Here is a 17,827-nt window from a genome sequence, read left to right on the forward strand (position 1 = left end):
CTTGCATCCGCACGGGGGGCTACTCGGCAGCCAGGACAAACGGGACTGAAAGTCTCCGGTCAATTTCGGGGCCACTGACCCCGATCATTTGTCCGGGGACAGCGCCAGTGCAGTTTGTACCATCCGTGAACGTAACCTCTCCATTGACGATGACAAACTCAATACCCTCGGGCTTGCAGACACGGCGCCACTCCCCTCCGGGAAGGTCATTCGCAATCTCATACTCAAGGCGCTTGTAACCCAGCTTGTCGAAATCATAGATCAGGATATCGGCCGCAGATCCTTCGACGAGCGTACCACGATTTGTCAGATTAAAGACTGTCGCCGGAAGGCCGCTAAGCTTGTAATGCATCTCCTCAAGGCTCATCTGCCCGCTTTCACGGACCATCCACATGATCATGTCGGTGGAGAAATGCCCCCCCGACCAGAACTTGACGTGAGCGCCGCCGTCCGACGTGCCCGGAATTGTCCGGGGATGCCGGAGAACCTTAGCGACTTTCGCGGTATCCGAACTCAGGGCGTCCGGCAGCAGGAAGTCGGACGCAGCGTCGGTATCTGCAACAATGTCCATAAAGAGATCAGTCACGCTGTCCCGACCTAGGGCCTGGGCGATTTCGTTTACTGTGCTGCCTTCAAAACGGGCCCAAGGCTCCACACCGTGCGCCTTATTGAGTTTATAGGTTTCCAAAGGTCCCCCTGCAGCGGCAAGATGCACCGGGTCGTAGGCTTCACGCAGCCGGCGGCGGAAATCAGGATCCCGGGCCTTTGCCACTTTTGCGGCCTGATCACCAGCAAAGGTGAACTCCCGGAAAACCGGCATGATGTTCCAGATATCCCAGTCCATGGGTTTGAATTCATTCCAGCCGCGCATCGTGAGCGTCATGGAATAGACTTCAAGCCCCTCTGCCTCTGCCCGGTCGAGCATATCGAGCATTTCTTCATGATAGGTCGGGATGTAGTCATTCACGAGCGTCACATTATGGATTACGGGACGGCCCGAACGGCGCGCCACTTCGAGCCCGACTTCGCTGAACCGGGCGCCGGGCGAATCTACGAGTGCCTGGACCACGCCCTCGCCCCGTTCCCGGAGAACATCGGCCAGGGCATACAGGTCCTCCAGATGCATGATATCTGTCGGCATCGGCTGCCCGTCACAGTCGATGTGGGTGTTATTGTTGCCCTGGTAGGAAAAACCAAAGCCGATAGCCCCCATGTCCATGGCCTTGTGAAGCTCGGCTTTCATGACCTCACGCTCCTCAGCCGTGGCCGGACGCGATTTGGCTGCCTCCAGCCCCATTACATAGATAAGCAGCGGATTGAGCGGCACCATGTTGAGGACGTTAACACCCAACGGCGTGCGCTTGAGATGCTCGAGCCATTCAGGATAGGTGACCCAGTCCCACTCCAGCGCCGCCTTGAGGGATTTATAAGGAACCTGCTCAGTCGTCTCCATCTGCTGCATATACCTGTCCCGGTGCTCGGGACGACAGGGGGCAAGACCAAATCCGCAATTGCCGACGGCAATCGTGGTCGTACCATGCCAGCCGGAGTTCGTGACATAGGGATCCCAGTGCAGCTGGGCATCATAGTGCGTATGCGTATCGATAACGCCTGCCGCAACAATCTTTCCGGACGCATCAATTGTGCGCGTCCCCTCCCCTTCAACCGCCGGTCCGATCGCGGCGATAACCCCCCCGGAAATGGCGATGTCCCCGATGAATGCCGGCCGGCCTGACCCGTCGACAATTTTGCCACCCCTGATCACTGTATCAAATTTTGCCACTTTAGCCTCCCGAGAGAAGAGTGAATTGCGTTTTGCTTTACTTTAACAGCCTACAAATTTGCATTATGCTTTTTTTCTAACTCTTGTCAAATGTTTGCGAACTTTTATCTGGTGTAAATTTAGCAGATCCACCTCCAAAAATATCGCCCGCTGGACAGACGCGGTTGTCACCGAGGAAAAAAATACTCCCGGCGGAGCTTCCTCCGCCGGGAGAGTTGGCTGGCGCGGCGAAGCGCTTACCAGGAGGAATAAATCAGCGCGCCGAACCCAGCTTCATGGAGAGCCGTACCCCATAAGTGCGCGGCGCTGAAAACTGGCCGACCACAGAAGCTGTTGTGCTGGAGGCAATCACGCTGTGCGCGTAAATTTCATCTGTGATGTTGTCGACAAACAACTGGGCTTCAAACCGGTCATCTGCTGGGCGCCAGACAACTCTGGCATTCGACACCCAGTATCCATCCTGCACAGTTCCGGCCTGCCCGGGTGCTTCGCCGTTGAAAACGTCGTGGAACACTTCACTGGTGTAGGACGCCTCACCCCGGAACAGCAGTTCTCCAAACCGGTCGAGATCGGCCTGATATTGTGCACCGAAATTCAGCTTCCACTCCGGCGCCCTGATGAGACGGTTGCCGCCGATATTGAGAGTTGCCGTTTCTGTCGGGTCCGTCAGCAACTGATCATCATATTCGGAGTGGATCCATGACCCGGAACCGTCAAGCTGCAGCCCCTCAAATGCGTCGGGCCGCAACACATACTCTACCTCGACACCATAGAGGGTGGCGGCCGCAGCATTCCGGATCGACGAACTGTTGTTCACATAAGTGGTGAACTGAATATCCGAGAAGTCGTAATAGAATGCCGCCGCGTTGAACAGCGCCTGGTTATTAGCGAACACCGACTTGAAGCCGGCTTCATAAGACCAGAGGAACTCCGGATCGAATGTGGCCGTGCATTCGGCCGGATTGAATCCACCCGCTTTGTAGCCCCGGGAAACCTTGCCATAGACCAGGGTATCTGAGCTGAGGTCATAGTCCAGCCCGCCGGTTCCCGTAACCTCCCCCCAGCTCTTGCTGGTGTTTGTTTCGCAGAGTGCGGCGGCCGGAACGAAGTTCGAGTGAAGCTGCCGCAGGGCTGTTTTTTCATCCTCTGTGTACCTGACTCCAGCCGACGCCCTCAGACGATCAGAAAGATGATAGGTGCCATTGACGTATATGGCTGCGGATTTCGTTTTCTGGTCAGCGCCGAAGGACAGCGTCCCTATCGGGGAGACGCCGGACTGGTAGAGCATCGTACCGAGCACCGGATCCGCGATCAATTGCAGAAGATTTGGAACGAGCGGCCGGGAAAGATCGAATACCGGGGTCGCAGACGGGTTCGTCAGACTACCCGCCAGAACAACCTGATCCCCGATTGCGGGCAAAAAGAGGTCCGCCTTGAGGATGGCTTCGTCATCAAAATAAAAGGCTCCCAGAACATAGTCCAGTTTGCCGGAGAGCGCGTCTCCTGACAGCGTCAGCTCCTGCGTAAACTGCTTGGAAGACTGAAATATCGGGCTTGCATTGAGGAGTGCCGCAGATGACCCGTCTCCATCGTAACGAATTTCGGCTTCCGATTCCCTATAGGCAGTAATGGATCGGAGTGTCGCGTTCCCGATGTCATATTCGAGAGTGCCGCTCACGCCCTTGACATCAAAAACCTGCTTGGGCGGAAAATCATTCCAAAATTCCAGGCTTTTCCGCGGATCGCCGCCAGCTTGCCCGGGCGCAGTGAGACCGTAATACTCAGCTATGCTTCCGTTTCCCAGAAGCGCCAGGTCGCCGGGCGACAGCAGCCCTGGAATACCCGCCAGCACGGGCGCAGGGAGAGAGAAGACGCCCAGAGGCGTCTGGGGCGTCACGCCGGAGGCAAGCGGAAGGGACGCCACAGACTGCTGAACGCTTGAAACTGATTGCCTTGTTTTATCTGCACGCAGAATAACCCTCAGATCCGGTGTCAGATCAAACAGGAGTGATCCCTGCGCGCTGAAGAGGTCGTTGCCGTCATAATCCCGGCCATCATAGAGATTGTGGCGGTACCCGTCCCGGCGCTCGTGCTTGACGGTCAGCCGCCCCGCCACCCTGTCGTCCACAAGGGCGCCCGTTATGCCGCCTTCGGCGACCAGACGCCCGTAATTGCCTGCGGTCACGGCAAGATTGCTGCCGAAATCATACTCCGGCAGTCGTGTAATATAGTTGATGGTGCCCCCGGTGGAGTTCCGGCCGTAGAGCGTCCCCTGAGGACCACGGAGCACTTCGATCCGCTCCAGGTCAAAACTCGGGACCGCCTGGGTAAACAGCTGCCCCACATAGACCCCATCCTGAAAACTTGCCACGGTTGGCTCCCCGGCAGTGACGGTCAGATCCGAGCCGATGCCTCGCAGAGAGAGCTGGGTGTAGCCAGTGAGTTGCGCGAAAACCAGCGACGGCACACTGAACTGCAGTTGCTGCGGACCTTCGATTTGCTTGAGTTCCAGCGCCTCAGTGTCAAACGCACTCACCGCCAGTGGCGCACTCTGGAGGACCTCTTCCTTTTTCTGCGCTGTGACAACAATGCTGCCGAGCCGCCTTTCGCTGCCCGCCTCCGGACCGGCCGCATTCGCCTCGATTTCGCCGGCCCCCGGCTGGGCGCTGTCCTGGGCGGCAGCCACCTGGCCGGAGAGCAGGAGCGCCGTCAGGCATACTCCCAAAGAAAGCCTGTTACCGATTGACGACATAAGTTCCTCCCTTGTCGCTTGTTCTTATTGTAAGCATTCCCGTATCCGGGCGCCGCCGCAGAGGGCGCGCCGGATTCTTGCGGACAGAAATCGCCCGGATCTATTCGAGCGTCACACCCAGGGCCCGGGCCTGCGCCCGGCAGAGTTCAGGTCCGCGCCTGAGCACAGGCTCATACGCACTCAGGACCTCAGGCGGAAAATGCTTCATGGCCAGAACGTTGATCACCGCCATCCGGTAGCCGGCGAAGAGCTCGAAATAGTCCATGTGCTGCAACGTGTAGCCGGAGGCCCGCTCATATTCTGCGCGCATCTCGTCATAGGTGAGAACACCCTCCGGCCACGGAACACCATCCAGGAGAATGGAATCTCCGATTCTCAGATACGCCAGATCGCATTCCCTGGGTCCGAGAAAACTCATTTCCCAGTCAAGAACTGCCGAGACCTCGGTGCCGACATAGAGATAATTTCCGAAATTGGCATCGCCATGGCAGAGAACCTCCTGCATGCCTTCCGGCTCATTCTCGATAAGCCACTGACGGACCGGCGCAAGCTGCCGGATATATTCCGTATGCCCACTCCAGAGCAGCGCGTCCCAGTACCAGTTCGTTTCGCGCTCGACAGGGCGCGCACCCCTTGCACGCCCGCGCATCCAGTCCAGCCCGAGGGATTGCCAGTCCAGCTCATGAATATCCGCAAGGGCACGGACATAACCTTCACTCATCGCGCGCCTGCCTTCCGGAGGCGCATCATACAGGATGCCCGATGTCATCCAGGCCATCGGTGTACTGACTCCCGCGACACGCTCCATGACATATCCGGGCCGGCCCAGGTATGACCCTTCCGAATCCAGCCAGAGCTGCTTTGGCACGGGAACGGCGGTCTCGCCGAGGGCTCGCTGCAGGTTGAACTGTTCGGTCACATCATAATGATGAAACAGACCCTTCTCCGGCAGGAAGCGCAATACGAGCTGGCGATCCTGATGGCCTTCGTCGGACTGATATCTGGCACGAAACAACATCGTTCCATTGGAGCCTCCTGCCGCTTCCGCCACGGGCCGGACATCGTCCACGGAAGTAACCGCGCTCACATCCGGCTGGGCGGCGAGAAACGCTGCGAGCCGGCTGCGCCACTCATCGGGCGTGACACCCTGAAACCGGGCCTTGCGGGAAATCTCCACAATCCCTTTGCTGATGTCCTTAGCATCCACTGAAAACGCCTCCCTGTTCATCGCCAGTTACCGGCGCTTGTTTGCATTATTAAAATCTTATAACGCATTACGCAATGGCCGCTAATCAAATTTTGCTATTTAATTCGCAATCAATTCCTAAAGGGCAAATTAGCCACATTCTCCGACCCTGGATGATGGAAGACCAGGAATGCGGTCCGCGCGCCCTTGCCGGCGCCCCTTGCTGAGCGCGGCAAAGCACCTGCGAGCAGTCCACGTTCGCAAAATTACGCTGATGGACACCGTTATGGAAACTAGTCTAAGAAAAACAAGGAAAATGCTTGCCCCCCTGCCCGCGCATCGCCTGACCGGATACACTCATGATTGCTGACGAACTGGACCTGCAGATTATCGATCTCCTCACAAGCAACGCGCAGCTCACGAATAAGGAGATTGCCGACCGCGTCGGGAGCACAGAGATCACGGTTGCCAACCGGATCCGCGACATGGAGGCGCGCAATGTTCTGAGGGTGGTCGCGCAGCGGGATGTAAAGACGCTGGGCCTCGATCTGATTGCCCTCCTGGACATTTATGTCAGCCAACGCTCACCTGAGGAGGTCGCTGAAGAGCTGTCACTGATCGAGGAAGCCGCGTCCGTGTCGGTCCTGCTCTCAGACCCCGATATCTTTCTGCAGCTGAATGTCCGGGATCATCAACATCTGCTTGAGGTCATCGAGACAAAGGTTGCGGCTGTGAAAGGGATCTCACACTGGGCCGCCAATCTGTCTCTGGAAGTAGTAAAGCTTGACCTGCGGTACGGATCACTTGGAGCCAGAAATTGAAGAATGACAGCCTTGAGGAAAAGATCCTCGAAATCCTGACCGTCGATGCCCGCATCAGCAATCGCGAAGTCGGACGGCTGCTGAATGTCTCGGACGTGACGATTGGCAAAAGGCTCAAAGCCATGCAGCGCTCAGGTGCGATCCGCATCACGGCGCTCGTCAATCCGCAGGCATTGGGTCTCAACTGCGCCGCCTTCGTGCGACTCAAGACAGCGCCGGAGATGGCCCGCAAGATTGCGATGTCCGCCGCGGCCTTGAAGGAAGTGCCGTTCGTCTCCCTCACCGGGGGGCCCCACAATGTTGTGACTCTCGCCGTCGTCGAAGACCGCCAGGCGCTGGCCGATCTGGTCCACCAGCACTTCCGGCGCTGGAAGGGGATCTATTCTCTCGAAACCCACGAACTTATATCTTCCCCCAAGCACCGGCTCGACGTGGTCAGGATTGTGGATCAGGACCAGAAGAGACCGGCTGCCTGATTCGAACCGGCAGCGCATGGCCTGCCTCGGTGTCTAGTCACGATATAACACGCATTGGGACAGCCCCTGCTCGATCACCCCAAAGGTGAGGTCAGACTGTTCGGGGATGTATGCGCCGCGACCGGGATTGATGCAGAATTCAAGGTCCAGGAATCCCACCTTTCCGTTATAGAGAAAGGTCGAGATATGATCCTGGCTGACACTGTTGGCCTCGGGAACTGGCGTCAGAAATCCCTGAACCGAATTGCTCTCTATCCGGATTTCTTCACCCGTCTCCAGTGTCAGGATACCTGTCGATCCAAGTGGCGTAAGCCCGTCCCGGTCCATGCGCATGATCACCCGCAGATCCCGCACGTCATGGTCAACTCCGTTTCGTGCCACGAAACCGGCCACCATGCTGGGCCCGCCTTTCAGGTCCAGAAAGAAACTCGCAAAACTCAGTTCCGGGCCGACCGTCCCCGAGAACATCCGGTAGCGGTGCAGGCTTGCCCGGCTGTTGTCGCGCAAGCCCCACGACCGGTCCCTGTGGCAGAGGCCATCAATCGTGTATGTCTCAGTCCCGATCCGGATCGTGCCCCGAATGCGACCCGAACATTCGAGGTGCCCGTCGGAATTGATATTGCTCATGAACTCGTCGGAGTGGCCCGTTTTAGACCAGTTCCTCGGTTCGTGAAACGCCTCGTAGAACTCAAGATCTGCGTCAGTTTCTGGCTCCTGCCAGGTAAAGCGCATTCTGCCATTGCCCAGCGCTTGGGCAGTATGTCCCCCAACCACCTGCTTGGCGCCCTGGCGGCTGTCCTGATCCAGGACAACTTCTGTCCTCGGACCGGCGCTCAGCACAAATCTCTGCCCCCCTTCCCTGAAGATAAACAAAGTGACCTGCCCCTTTCCTGTCGCAGGTTTCTGACCGATGCGATGAAATCCGCCGATCCTCTGCGCCCTGTCATAGAACCAGTAGCAGTCACTCTCCTGCCAAAGTACGTCACCGGATGGTGTGTGCGGCTTGTCCCAGCTGAGATCATATTTCATCCGTTGCTCCTCTTGTCGTCGTTCCTGCCCTTTCAGCCTAGACCATAATAACTTTGCGCGTCCATAACCTATTTTTATGTTCGCATTATTATTTTTCGTTTGATTTTTTCTCTATATTGCGATCCTTTCGGTCGAGTCACGAAAAGGTCAAATGAGTCGACGCCTTGATGTCATACGCTCTGGGTCGCCATACAGAAAGGTCAGAGGCCGCCGACCCTGGGCGACGACTGCCTAACCTCCCGCACCGGAGTTATGCTCTGTATAGTGAGTTAAACGTTGCCTGAGTGAATCATCGCCTTCCTCACATTCAAAAATCTTCGGATCCTGATTCATGAGCCCTAACAGCCAATATCCCGGCATTTCCTCTGTCATCCGTAAACGGATAGAAGTCTCCGGAAAAAGATTCTTCGCAAATGACAATATTTCAGAATTCATCCGGGAGGGTGAACTCGATGGTCTGGTAGATGAGGTTGCGCGGAAGTTGCGAGACGTCCTTGTCAGCCTCGTGATTGATGTCGACAATGATCACAATACTGCACAGACCGCTGAGCGCGTTGCCAGAATGTACGTCCGGGAAGTATTTCAGGGCAGATACGCCCCCCGCCCCTCCCTGACCGAGTTTCCCAACGCAGAGGCGCTGAATGAACTGATGATCGTTGGACCGGTTACGGTCCGGAGTGCCTGCAGCCACCACCTCTGCCCGATCATGGGGCGTGTCTGGATCGGTATCTTGCCCAATTCAGGATCAAACCTGTTCGGACTTTCCAAATACGCCCGGATCGCTGACTGGATCATGGCGCGCCCGCAAATACAGGAAGAGGCCATTGTCCGGCTGGCCGATACGCTGAGCGATGCCATCGCGCCCGATGGCATCGCTGTCGTTATGCATGCAGATCATTTCTGCATGCACTGGCGCGGTGTGAAAGATGACCGGACCCATATGACCAACAGCGTGATGCGCGGCGCCTTTCTGAACGATGCCACATTGCGGCGGGAGTTCCTTTCCCTGATCAGACTCGAGGGCCCATGACGGGAGGAGGAGTTTAAATGGCAGGCATGCTGACGGGCGTTCGTATCATCGACATGACCAGCGTCGTGTTCGGGCCCTATGCCACGCAGATGCTGGCCGGGCTCGGCGCCGATGTCATCAAGGTGGAAGCGCCACAGGGAGACCAGTTCCGCTATTCCGGGAAGCCGGCCGGGTCCCGCGGCATGAGCCCCGGTTTCATGGCGCTCAACAGCGGCAAGCGCTCGATTGTCCTGGACCTCAAGACGGAGGCAGATCGCGCCGTCATGGGGGAACTCATACGGACAGCGGACATTTTCATCCATAACGTCCGCCTGAAGGCGATAGAAGCCCTCGGCTTTGCCCCGGATCAGCTGAAGGCCCTCAATCCGGAGCTCATATACATTCATTGCACCGGCTTCGGATCGGGAGGGCCGTATGACGGACTCCAGGCCTATGATGACGTCATCCAGGCCGCGTCCGGCGCAACAACCCTGGCAGGCCGGGTCGACGGGTCCGGAACGCCCCGCTACATCCCCTCCCTGATTGCCGACAAGGTAGCAGGCCTCTACGGCGCGCAGGCCGCGCTTGCCGCCTATGTGCACAAGCTGCGCACCGGCGAGGGACAGTTCGTGGAAGTCCCGATGTTTGAGGCCTTCACCCATTTCATGATGGCAGAGCATCTGGGCGGGCTCACATTTGATCCCCCGAACGCTCCGGAGGGCTATTTCCGCCAGCTTGATCCCGACCGGCAGCCCTTCCCCACACTAGACGGACATATCAGCATTGTGCCGTATACTGCCGACTCCTGGCCGACCGTACTTAAGGTGGCTGAAGATGCGGACTTCCTCCGCCAGTCCGGCATCGACACCCCGAAGCAGCAGCTCCTACAGCAACACCTGCTCTATCGCCGGCTTGCGGAACTGACCCCGCGCCGCACGACGGCGGACTGGGTTGAGAGATTTACGCGGGCACGTATTCCCTGCATGCCGGTACGGGATCTGGCAGATATATTGGAGGATCCGCACCTCAAGGAGACCGGCTTTTTTGAGCGCCGGAACCATCCGACAGAAGGGGCCTGGTACCAGATGTCGCCCCCGGTCCGGTATGGTTGCGGGTTCAGACCCTCGCAGATTTCACCGCCCCTGACGGGCGAGCATTCCGGAGAGATCCGGGACAGCCTCACCCTTCTCCCAGAAAAACCCACCCCTTCCGAGGACACCCCATGACAGCCTTCGACCGCGACTACCACATGAGCATCAACGGAAAGCTGGCCAGCTCGGCGACAGTGATCGACGTGATCAATCCCGCGACGGGGGAGGCCTTCGCCGCCGCACCGGACTGCAGCCGTGAGCAACTCGATGAAGCCGTCAATGCCGCCCGCACGGCCTTCAGAAGCTGGAAGCGGGTTCCGATCGATGAGCGCGCGGCCCAGCTCGACAAGGCGGGCGATGTGATCCTTCAACACCTGGAAGAGCTCACCCGCCTCTTCACGCAGGAACAGGGCCGCCCCACCGAAGGCGCCCGCGGTGAGATCGCCCTTGCTGGCAACTGGCTGAAGACCCTCTCAAAGGTCCGCCCGCCGGTACACGTCTCTGAAGACAGCGATCAGCAGTTCATAGAGACGCGCTATGTGCCCCTCGGCGCCGTCTGCGCCATTGCGCCCTGGAACTTTCCGGTGAATCTCGCGATCTGGAAAATCGCGCCTGCCCTGCTGGCTGGCAACACGATGGTCCTGAAGCCCTCCCCGTTCACACCGCTCTGTATGCTGAAGATCGGAGAACTGCTTCTGGACGTGTTCCCCCCGGGTGTCCTCAATATCATCTCCGGGGATGACAGTCTCGGCCCGCAAATGACCGCCCATCCGGGCTTCGCCAAGATCTCCTTCACTGGCTCTACCGCCACCGGCAAGAAAGTCATGGAGAGCGCCGCAAAGGATCTCAAACGCGTGACGCTGGAACTTGGCGGGAATGACGCAGCGATCGTCCTGCCGGATGTCGACGTCGACGAGGTTGCCGAAAAGATCTTCTTCGGCGCCTTCTTCAACACCGCGCAGATCTGCGTCGCCACCAAACGGCTCTATGTGCACGAGGACGTTTACGACAAGCTGCGTGACCGCCTCGCTGCCATCGCCAAAGCTGTCAAAGTCGGCGATGGCGCCGATCAGGGCACAGTGCTCGGCCCACTCCAGAACAAGCGTCAGTATACACGCGTCCTGGAGCTTCTCGAGGATGCCCGCCAGAACAACCTCACCCTGATTGAAGGAGCAGACGTCCCCGGCAATGGCGGCTACTTCATTCCCGTCACCCTTGTGGACAATCCCCCGGAATCGGCTCGCGTCGTGCAGGAAGAAGCCTTCGGGCCAATCCTCCCCCTGCTGAAGTTTTCAGACATTGACGATGTGATCGCCCGCGCCAATGACAGCGAGTATGGCCTCGCCGGCGCCATCTGGACCGGCGATCCGGAGCGCGGCCTCGAAATCGCCCGCCAGCTTGAAACGGGCACGGTCTGGATCAACCAGAACCTCAACCTGCGCCCTGATACGCCCTTCGCCGGGCACAAGCAGAGCGGGTTCGGCGTCGAGAACGGCATGGAAGGCCTGCTCGAATTCATGGTGCCGCAGGCTGTCTATCTCGCCCGCTGACCCACAATCGACCCGCTTGCGTCAATCATAAGTAAAGGAACATCGCGATGACGCCTGCCTCGCCGCTCCGCCCTGCCCTCACTGCGGATCTCTCCGGAAAGACCATACTCGTCACCGGCGCCTCGCGGGGCTTCGGGCGGGCCTTTGTCCGGCTGCTCGCTTCAATGGGGGCGGAGGTCATCGCCGCTGCCCGTAGCGCGGACGCCCTGGATGGCCTTGTGACTGAAATCGCCCGGGAAGGCGGCAGGGCGCACGCCCTGTCCATGGACGTCAGCAATTCTGGCAGCATCGAAGCCGCGTTCGCGCATATTCCGAAAGTGGACGTCCTTGTGAACAATGCCGGCATCGGCGGGACGGCGCGGGCGTTGAAGACCAGCCCCGATCAATGGCGTGAGGTCTACGCCACCAATGTGGACGGCGCATTTGCGGTCGCCTGCGCGGCGGCCAACCGGATGATAGAGACCGGCACCGGCGGCTCCATCATCAATATCGCCTCCATCACCGGCATAAGGCCCGGGGTGGCTGTTCCAGCCTATTCGTCCTCGAAATCTGCCGTGATCGGAATGACCCGCGCCCTTGCGGGGGAATGGGCTCGCTATGGTATCCGCGTCAATGCCATCGCGCCGGGCTATTTCGCGACGGACCTGTCGGGCGAGTTTCTTGAGAGCGACTATGGCAAAGCGATGCAGGGGCGCATTCCCATGCGCCGGTTTGGTGAACTGCATGAACTTGCCGGTCCGCTGCTTCTGCTGGCGTCGGATGCCTCCTCCTTCATGTCAGGCGCGGTGATCGAAGTCGATGGCGGTCATCTCTGCGCGCCCCTCTGATCGCGCGCGCATATCAAGCCTTTGGACGGGTCATATTGTCTGCAATGACAAGGCTCAGGCCTCCCTCGTTCGGAATCCCGGAACTCAGATCTGGTTCTTGAGATCCCTGCTCCGTTCCCGCACAATTTCCATAACCTTTCGGGAACTCGAAGCAGCGTCGCTGCTGCGTGCTATCAGATCCGGCAATGCGATTGCTGAAACAGCATCGAGCAGATCGCAGGTCAGGCGCGTGAGGGACGCGCTGGCCATTTCCCGGGACAGGCCCATGACCCGCGCGAGCGTAAAGAAGTCGCTGGCGTGAAGATTGTCATCCTTTCCGGAAAGTTTCAAAGCCATGCGATCTTCGGAAAAGCCCGGGAAGACCCGCGTGGTCAGCGCATCATAGAGTGGCGCCATCCGGACACTGGCAAAGTCCCGGCGACCCGCGCCCTGCGCAATCTTCAGCACTGCAATGTTCTTGAGGTGCATGTCGCCGTCCGCAACGAGCCAGGCGAACACTGCCCTCTCGAACAGGATGAGGAGATCCTCGTCCGGGCTGGTGGACAAGGGCCTGAGGCTGCGCGCTGCCCGCTCAATCGTCCCCTTATACTTGTCTTCTGCAGGAAGCCCGAGAAGGGAGCAGAAATCTTCGAGCGCGAACCTCCTGCTGTCTTTTTCATCCTGCCGGATATCAAATCGCTCGACCAGGAGCGCTGGCGGCATGTCGTCGGGCATCGGGGCCAGGGCGAAGGCGGGCACGGTAAATCCGGCGGCCCTGCCGAGGGACAGGCACAGCCATTCCACAACCGGCATCCGTTCAAATCCTGACGTCCCCGCAGGTTTCAGAATATGGGTGAAGGGCTGGTCCGTGGCCGGAACAAGCGTGCCCTCGCGATCAAGGAACATCGGCGCCTTGATCTGCACACCGGAAAGACGCGGCGTGGCCTTGTCGGCGAAGAGGCGTGCGAGGTTGGTTTCAAATGTTTCATTCAGGTGGCCCCGGCCCGGCCCCCGGTATGTGCCGGAGAATACGCCCTCTTCGGTGAAGGCAGGCAGACGGCCTGCCAGTATGTCTGCAGGCAGAGCGGCAAGGGCGGCGGCCGATTCCGCGACCGTTATGTTCGACAGGTACCGCCTCCCATGGCGCAGCGCGCTGCGCTGGTCCGCGTCATTCAGAACGGTTGCAAGCCACCCCTCCGGAAGCAGCGATTCAATGAAGGGCGGGAGTGTGCCGGGCACCGGGTCCCGCACGAGGACTGGCCCGTCGCTGTTGCCGGGCTGCCAGCGCCACTCATGGCCGTCATGATGCAGGTGGCCGATTATTTCTCCGTGCCAGGCGACCTCGAGGGTAAACGCGGCGAGGTTCCTGACGCCGGGCATCTCCGGACGGTGTCCCTTCAGATACCGCTCTGCACTCTCCCCTTCCCTGTACCACTGGTTTGCGCGCGCGAGGGTCCACAGCACGTCTGCAGCCTTATCGGCGGTGCCATGTCCTGCGATGAGGCGCTCGGCGATGGCGCGGCGCATCGGCTCGGTCAGGGCACTGGCCTGCTCACTGCGCAGCCGGAAGGCTTCCAGGAAACGCTGCTCCGGAGAAGACACCCGCATCGTGAATTCGCCCAGCCGGTCCCCGATCGTGGCGCGGTCAAGCGAAGGCGCCGGAGGGGCCTGGGTCTGAACAATCTCCAGAGTCCGCAGCCGCGTGCGCTGATTCCGGCGCCCGGAAAGGAACAGCCGGCCGTCTGCCGTAGGGGCGAGGTCAACAGCGCTGGCCGAACACAGGTACGCATGGGGGTAGAGATAGCTGGCGATGCGGACAGCAAACTCCCGCAGGAGCTGGTCAGCATCTGAAGCAGCCTCAACGTATACCCCCCGGACGACCTGAACGAGCTCCCCCGCCTGGGCCTTGCGATGGGCCGTTGTCGCGTCAATGTTCTCGCCAACAAGGTAAAGCATGTAATTATTCCACATTTCAGATGCGCAATAATTACAAATAGGCGCAATTGTCAATAATTTTCACGCACCTGAAATGTGCAATAATTACGCGCGCAGGGGCGCCGTTTCCCCTTTTACGACAGGGGCTTTGCATCATCCTCCAGGCAAGGGTCGAGTTCGCGAAGGTTTTCGCAGGCTATTTGCGCCGGCCTTCTGTGCGCGCCAGCCCTTCGGCGAGCTCGGCGACCGCGTCAGCGATGTCTATGATGACGGTCTGGCGGGTAACCGACAATCTAGCCGCGATCTCGGTGTGGGTCAGTCCTTCGATCCGGTGCAGGCGCAGGGCCTCCCGCCGACGCGTCGGCATCGCTTCCATAATCGCCTCAACAAGCGCCAGACGCTCGGCATCAATCATCTGCTGCTCCGGACTGACCGTCTTCCGGCAGGCCACCTGATCTGCCACCTCCCCAATCTCGCGGGATGCCTGTTGCCGCCGGTGATCGCCTGACTTGAGAAAATTGAACATCCCGTTGCGCACCAGCGTGAACAGGAGCGGCCGGAGCTCGTCTATCCCCTTCTCCGGATAGGCCCGGCGGGCATTCAGGAACGCCGCCTGCACAATATCTTCGGCGTCGGCCTGGTTCCGAACCCGGATCCGGCAGAACCGGACCAGCTGCCGGTACTGGCTGCGGAAGAGCTGCGTGAGCGGCGGTGCTGGAAAGTCAGGCTGCGGATTACCCATTCCGCACCCGGATGGGTACACATTGATAAGTCGTCGGAGAAGAGGGTATCACACCCCACGCATCTTTGATGCTGAAGGGAGTCTTATGCTCTGCAGCTCCGCCTTTTTGGGCTCACTGGTTTCGTGGACGTGAGGCCGCTTCGTCCAGGCAATTGCAGCTAAGCTGTTAAGCTCTCCGGTAACGGAGAATTGTCCCATGCGGTCCGTTTTGCCAGGACCGATCCTGTCATGTGGTTGCCGCCTTCACCTCCCTGCCATGCGCGTGTATTGTTGCGCGAGACGCGCTTTTGTGAAGAAGTTCTGAGCATCCCCCCACGATGAATTCTGAGTGATTAGCCCAGTCATTTCTACCAACAATCGGCATGGGGCGACAGCGCTTCTGCAACCTAGAAAAGGGTCGTTCTTGCGGGATTGGAGGGATACTCCATCCCGAAAGTTGAGGCAGTTTTCCTGCGCCTGCTGCGTCCGTTTCCAATGGTTGAAACGTTATTCGGAACGGCCTGCGAATCCAGGCTCGCTCGCTTTTCCGGGCGCGCCCATGGATCTTCCGTGTGCGGCCCAGGTACATAGTAGGGCAAGGCGATGCAAGCGGATGCAAGGACCATGAAAGCGAACCCGGTAGGGCAAGTTAAAAGAGGTGGCGCCACCCCTTGGGTAACGCCTTGCCTGCACAACGGTTTTTCGGCGCCTTCTGCACCGGGTCGAGACGCCGCCTTTTGCCAGATCCCCTGCACTGGCTGCAGGTTGGGCTGGCGCCAGGCCCAGGAGGCCGAAATTCAGGTTCCAGCGTGATTAGATCTGTGCACCCTGGAATTGTCATTGCGGAAATGAGGCCGGGCCCGGCCGCTTCCCCGCTGGGTTGGGGGCCACGGGGCGTGAAGCCAGAAAATCACTTTTCCAGAAGCGGCAAACCGGTTCTTCTGGTGGCTGCGTTACTCACCGCCCCATCAGGCCACTCCGCGCGGCACGGTATTTGCGCTCTGCCAGCGGATCCATTTCGGGTCTGAAATCAGCCCATCCTTGAGTCTGTTGCGAACGGGTCAGTTCATCCGTCAGCAGCAGCCCAAAGCGAGCCTATGGGAACGGCGACCAATGTGCGCTTCGAATGCTCCCGATGACGGGCGCGCGTTGCAGCGGCGACGTTGCACCTGATCCCAAGTCATTGCACGCACAGGCCTTCGCTCCAACTAGGCATGCCCGTATACGATGACCAATATGGGGCCCTGTGCTGGCTGGATCATCAGCCTCACCAGGACAAGGACGAAGACCATGCCGAAGCACTCCCTGCCAACCCTTCGGGAAGCTCCGCCAATTGAAGAGAGGCCTGCACGGTTCCTGTGCCTTCAGGACGTCAAGGATCGGCTCTCCATCAGCCGGTCGCTCCTGTACGCCCTGATCAAGGACCCAGTTCATCCGTTCCCAGCACCTGTCCATATCGGTAGGCGGAGCGTCTGGATCGAGGCCGAAGTTGAAGCGTATATGCGACAAGTCATTGATCGGGAGCGGCGCAGGCCGCCAGTCAATTGACGGTGTCATCAAGCATTGTTCAGGAGCGGCTTGCCTGTGCACTGATGGTCGGTCTCAAACGCCGCAGGATACACCGAGGCAGCACCATGGGCTAAGCCTCACGCCAATACCCGCTGATCGACACCCTTGGCCTCTTGTTTTTTAGGAGCAGGACTCCGGATTGTGGAGCCGGATGACCCGCGGTAAATAATGCCATGATCATCTCCCTCCTTTGCGCCCTGGTCGCTGGGCCCGCCCCGGAGGCGCCACTTGTCGTCGCCTCCTACAGCTATCCGGCATTCGACCGCAGCGTCGCACTCACGCCGCTTGCTGGGCTTGTGGCAGAGGCCGCAGGCCGCCCGGCCCGTATCGTGCTCTTTGACACCCCGGACGCCCTGTCAGAAGCGGCCTGCGCCGGTCAGGTTGACGTGGCGATGACCAACCTGGGCGCGTACGTGACGATGCGCGATTGCGCCGGGATTGACGCGGTCGCGGTCCTCGATACGCCGCCAGCCGTTCTGGACCGCTATCGCGGCGTACTCCTTGCGCGGGCCGATACAGGCGTAACGGCGCCTGCCGGCCTTCCCGCCCATATGGAGGCCCTGCGATACAGCGAAGTGCTGCCCGGCTCGACGTCGGGCGCTCTTGTCCAGGCCGCCCTCCTGCGCACGCTTGGCGTGACGCCGGATCACTTCGCGGCGCGGCTCCATGCCGGGACCCATGACCGCGCGCTTGAAGACCTGCTATCGGGCCGGGCCGACATCGCTGCCCTGGCTGAAAATCCCTGGCGCAAGCTCCAGGAAACTGAGCCCGCTCGCGCTGCCGCCTTGCGGCTCCTCTGGCGGTCCGAGCCCTTGCCCCCTGGACCGGTCATCTGCCGCCAAACGGACGGTGTCCCCTGCGCGGCAATCCGGGACGCGCTCCTGGCGCACAAGGCGTCTGGCGTCGCGCAGGCACTCGCAGAGGGATGGACCGAGACAGAAGGGGCCGAACGCTTCCGGGCCTATGAGGAGGCCGTCTATGAGCCATTCAGGGCGCCATGAAACAGGCATCCCTGCCCCGCCCCTTCCGGGGGCTTAATGGGGAGCCTCACCGGATCCTGTGCCGGCTGAGCTTGCAGCAATGTCTTTCATTGGGAGGG

14 protein-coding genes are annotated in these 17,827 nt (G+C 59.6%); 8 read left to right on the forward strand and 6 right to left on the reverse strand.

Features of this window, described 5'->3' with window-relative positions:
* Nucleotides 1-19: 19 nt before the first annotated feature.
* The 3 genes from C0456_RS11510 to C0456_RS11520 all read right to left on the reverse strand — a co-directional run bounded on the left by C0456_RS11510 (nt 20) and on the right by C0456_RS11520 (nt 5,742).
* Entirely contained in the window at nt 20-1,783 is a 1,764-nt protein-coding gene (locus C0456_RS11510) for an amidohydrolase family protein (protein WP_291052012.1), read from the reverse strand.
* 253 nt (nt 1,784-2,036) lie between these two features.
* Nucleotides 2,037-4,535, reverse strand: coding sequence for a TonB-dependent receptor (locus C0456_RS11515; RefSeq protein WP_291052015.1), 2,499 nt, complete (start codon nt 4,533-4,535; stop codon nt 2,037-2,039).
* A 100-nt stretch (nt 4,536-4,635) separates the two neighbouring features.
* Nucleotides 4,636-5,742, reverse strand: coding sequence for a phosphotransferase family protein (locus C0456_RS11520; RefSeq protein WP_291052018.1), 1,107 nt, complete (start codon nt 5,740-5,742; stop codon nt 4,636-4,638).
* A gap of 338 nt (nt 5,743-6,080) precedes the next feature.
* On the opposite strand from C0456_RS11520, the gene C0456_RS11525 reads away from it, so the two are divergent.
* The gene (locus C0456_RS11525; protein ID WP_291052022.1) at nt 6,081-6,542 is read left to right on the forward strand and encodes an Lrp/AsnC family transcriptional regulator; all 462 of its coding nucleotides are present in this window, start codon (nt 6,081-6,083) and stop codon (nt 6,540-6,542) included.
* A complete protein-coding gene (locus C0456_RS11530; RefSeq protein ID WP_291052025.1) occupies nt 6,539-7,018 on the forward strand; it encodes an Lrp/AsnC family transcriptional regulator in 480 nt (159 codons plus the stop codon). Before C0456_RS11525 ends, C0456_RS11530 begins: the two co-directional genes overlap by 4 nt.
* A 33-nt stretch (nt 7,019-7,051) precedes the next feature.
* Here the strand turns inward: C0456_RS11530 and C0456_RS11535 are convergent, their stop codons facing one another.
* Nucleotides 7,052-8,047, reverse strand: coding sequence for a hypothetical protein (locus C0456_RS11535; protein ID WP_291052028.1), 996 nt, complete (start codon nt 8,045-8,047; stop codon nt 7,052-7,054).
* A gap of 331 nt (nt 8,048-8,378) precedes the next feature.
* On the opposite strand from C0456_RS11535, the gene folE reads away from it, so the two are divergent.
* The 4 genes from folE to C0456_RS11555 are packed head-to-tail and all read left to right on the forward strand — an operon-like array spanning nt 8,379 to nt 12,524.
* A complete protein-coding gene (folE, locus tag C0456_RS11540; RefSeq protein WP_291052029.1) occupies nt 8,379-9,077 on the forward strand; it encodes a GTP cyclohydrolase I in 699 nt (232 codons plus the stop codon).
* A 17-nt stretch (nt 9,078-9,094) separates the two neighbouring features.
* Nucleotides 9,095-10,282, forward strand: a complete 1,188-nt coding sequence (locus tag C0456_RS11545) for a CoA transferase (RefSeq protein ID WP_291052031.1) — start codon at nt 9,095-9,097, stop codon at nt 10,280-10,282.
* Nucleotides 10,279-11,697 (forward strand): aldehyde dehydrogenase family protein, encoded by a 1,419-nt coding sequence (locus C0456_RS11550; RefSeq protein ID WP_291052034.1) that lies wholly within the window; start codon nt 10,279-10,281, stop codon nt 11,695-11,697. Before C0456_RS11545 ends, C0456_RS11550 begins: the two co-directional genes overlap by 4 nt.
* 47 nt (nt 11,698-11,744) lie before the next feature.
* Nucleotides 11,745-12,524 carry an SDR family NAD(P)-dependent oxidoreductase gene (locus tag C0456_RS11555; RefSeq protein WP_291052037.1) on the forward strand — a complete coding sequence of 260 codons (780 nt, stop codon included), beginning with the start codon at nt 11,745-11,747 and terminating at the stop codon, nt 12,522-12,524.
* Nucleotides 12,525-12,608: 84 nt separating this feature from the next.
* Here C0456_RS11555 and C0456_RS11560 read toward each other — a convergent pair whose 3' ends face one another.
* Nucleotides 12,609-14,459: a HipA domain-containing protein gene (locus C0456_RS11560; RefSeq protein WP_291052039.1), complete on the reverse strand. Its 1,851-nt coding sequence runs from the start codon at nt 14,457-14,459 to the stop codon at nt 12,609-12,611.
* Nucleotides 14,460-14,634: 175 nt separating this feature from the next.
* Nucleotides 14,635-15,180 carry a sigma-70 family RNA polymerase sigma factor gene (locus C0456_RS11565; protein WP_291052042.1) on the reverse strand — a complete coding sequence of 182 codons (546 nt, stop codon included), beginning with the start codon at nt 15,178-15,180 and terminating at the stop codon, nt 14,635-14,637.
* A gap of 1,269 nt (nt 15,181-16,449) precedes the next feature.
* On the opposite strand from C0456_RS11565, the gene C0456_RS20935 reads away from it, so the two are divergent.
* On the forward strand, nt 16,450-16,707 hold the full coding sequence (locus tag C0456_RS20935; RefSeq protein ID WP_367179252.1) for a helix-turn-helix transcriptional regulator: 258 nt from the start codon (nt 16,450-16,452) through the stop codon (nt 16,705-16,707).
* A gap of 194 nt (nt 16,708-16,901) precedes the next feature.
* A complete protein-coding gene (locus C0456_RS11570) occupies nt 16,902-17,729 on the forward strand; it encodes a PhnD/SsuA/transferrin family substrate-binding protein (RefSeq protein ID WP_291052046.1) in 828 nt (275 codons plus the stop codon).
* Nucleotides 17,730-17,827: the final 98 nt, after the last annotated feature.

Origin of the sequence: Hyphomonas sp. (assembly GCF_013823385.1) — a bacterium.
Classification (GTDB): Bacteria; Pseudomonadota; Alphaproteobacteria; order Caulobacterales; family Hyphomonadaceae; genus Hyphomonas.

What these genes read in the sequence shown, in the direction of transcription:
- C0456_RS11570 (WP_291052046.1), top strand. Translation starts at nt 16,902, where the DNA reads ATGATCATCTCCCTCCTTTGCGCCCTGGTCGCTGGGCCCGCCCCGGAG.
- C0456_RS11565 (WP_291052042.1), bottom strand. Translation starts at nt 15,180, where the DNA reads ATGGGTAATCCGCAGCCTGACTTTCCAGCACCGCCGCTCACGCAGCTC.
- C0456_RS11550 (WP_291052034.1), top strand. Translation starts at nt 10,279, where the DNA reads ATGACAGCCTTCGACCGCGACTACCACATGAGCATCAACGGAAAGCTG.
- C0456_RS11545 (WP_291052031.1), top strand. Translation starts at nt 9,095, where the DNA reads ATGGCAGGCATGCTGACGGGCGTTCGTATCATCGACATGACCAGCGTC.
- folE (WP_291052029.1), top strand. Translation starts at nt 8,379, where the DNA reads ATGAGCCCTAACAGCCAATATCCCGGCATTTCCTCTGTCATCCGTAAA.
- C0456_RS20935 (WP_367179252.1), top strand. Translation starts at nt 16,450, where the DNA reads ATGCCGAAGCACTCCCTGCCAACCCTTCGGGAAGCTCCGCCAATTGAA.
- C0456_RS11560 (WP_291052039.1), bottom strand. Translation starts at nt 14,459, where the DNA reads ATGCTTTACCTTGTTGGCGAGAACATTGACGCGACAACGGCCCATCGC.
- C0456_RS11535 (WP_291052028.1), bottom strand. Translation starts at nt 8,047, where the DNA reads ATGAAATATGATCTCAGCTGGGACAAGCCGCACACACCATCCGGTGAC.
- C0456_RS11555 (WP_291052037.1), top strand. Translation starts at nt 11,745, where the DNA reads ATGACGCCTGCCTCGCCGCTCCGCCCTGCCCTCACTGCGGATCTCTCC.
- C0456_RS11515 (WP_291052015.1), bottom strand. Translation starts at nt 4,535, where the DNA reads ATGTCGTCAATCGGTAACAGGCTTTCTTTGGGAGTATGCCTGACGGCG.
- C0456_RS11525 (WP_291052022.1), top strand. Translation starts at nt 6,081, where the DNA reads ATGATTGCTGACGAACTGGACCTGCAGATTATCGATCTCCTCACAAGC.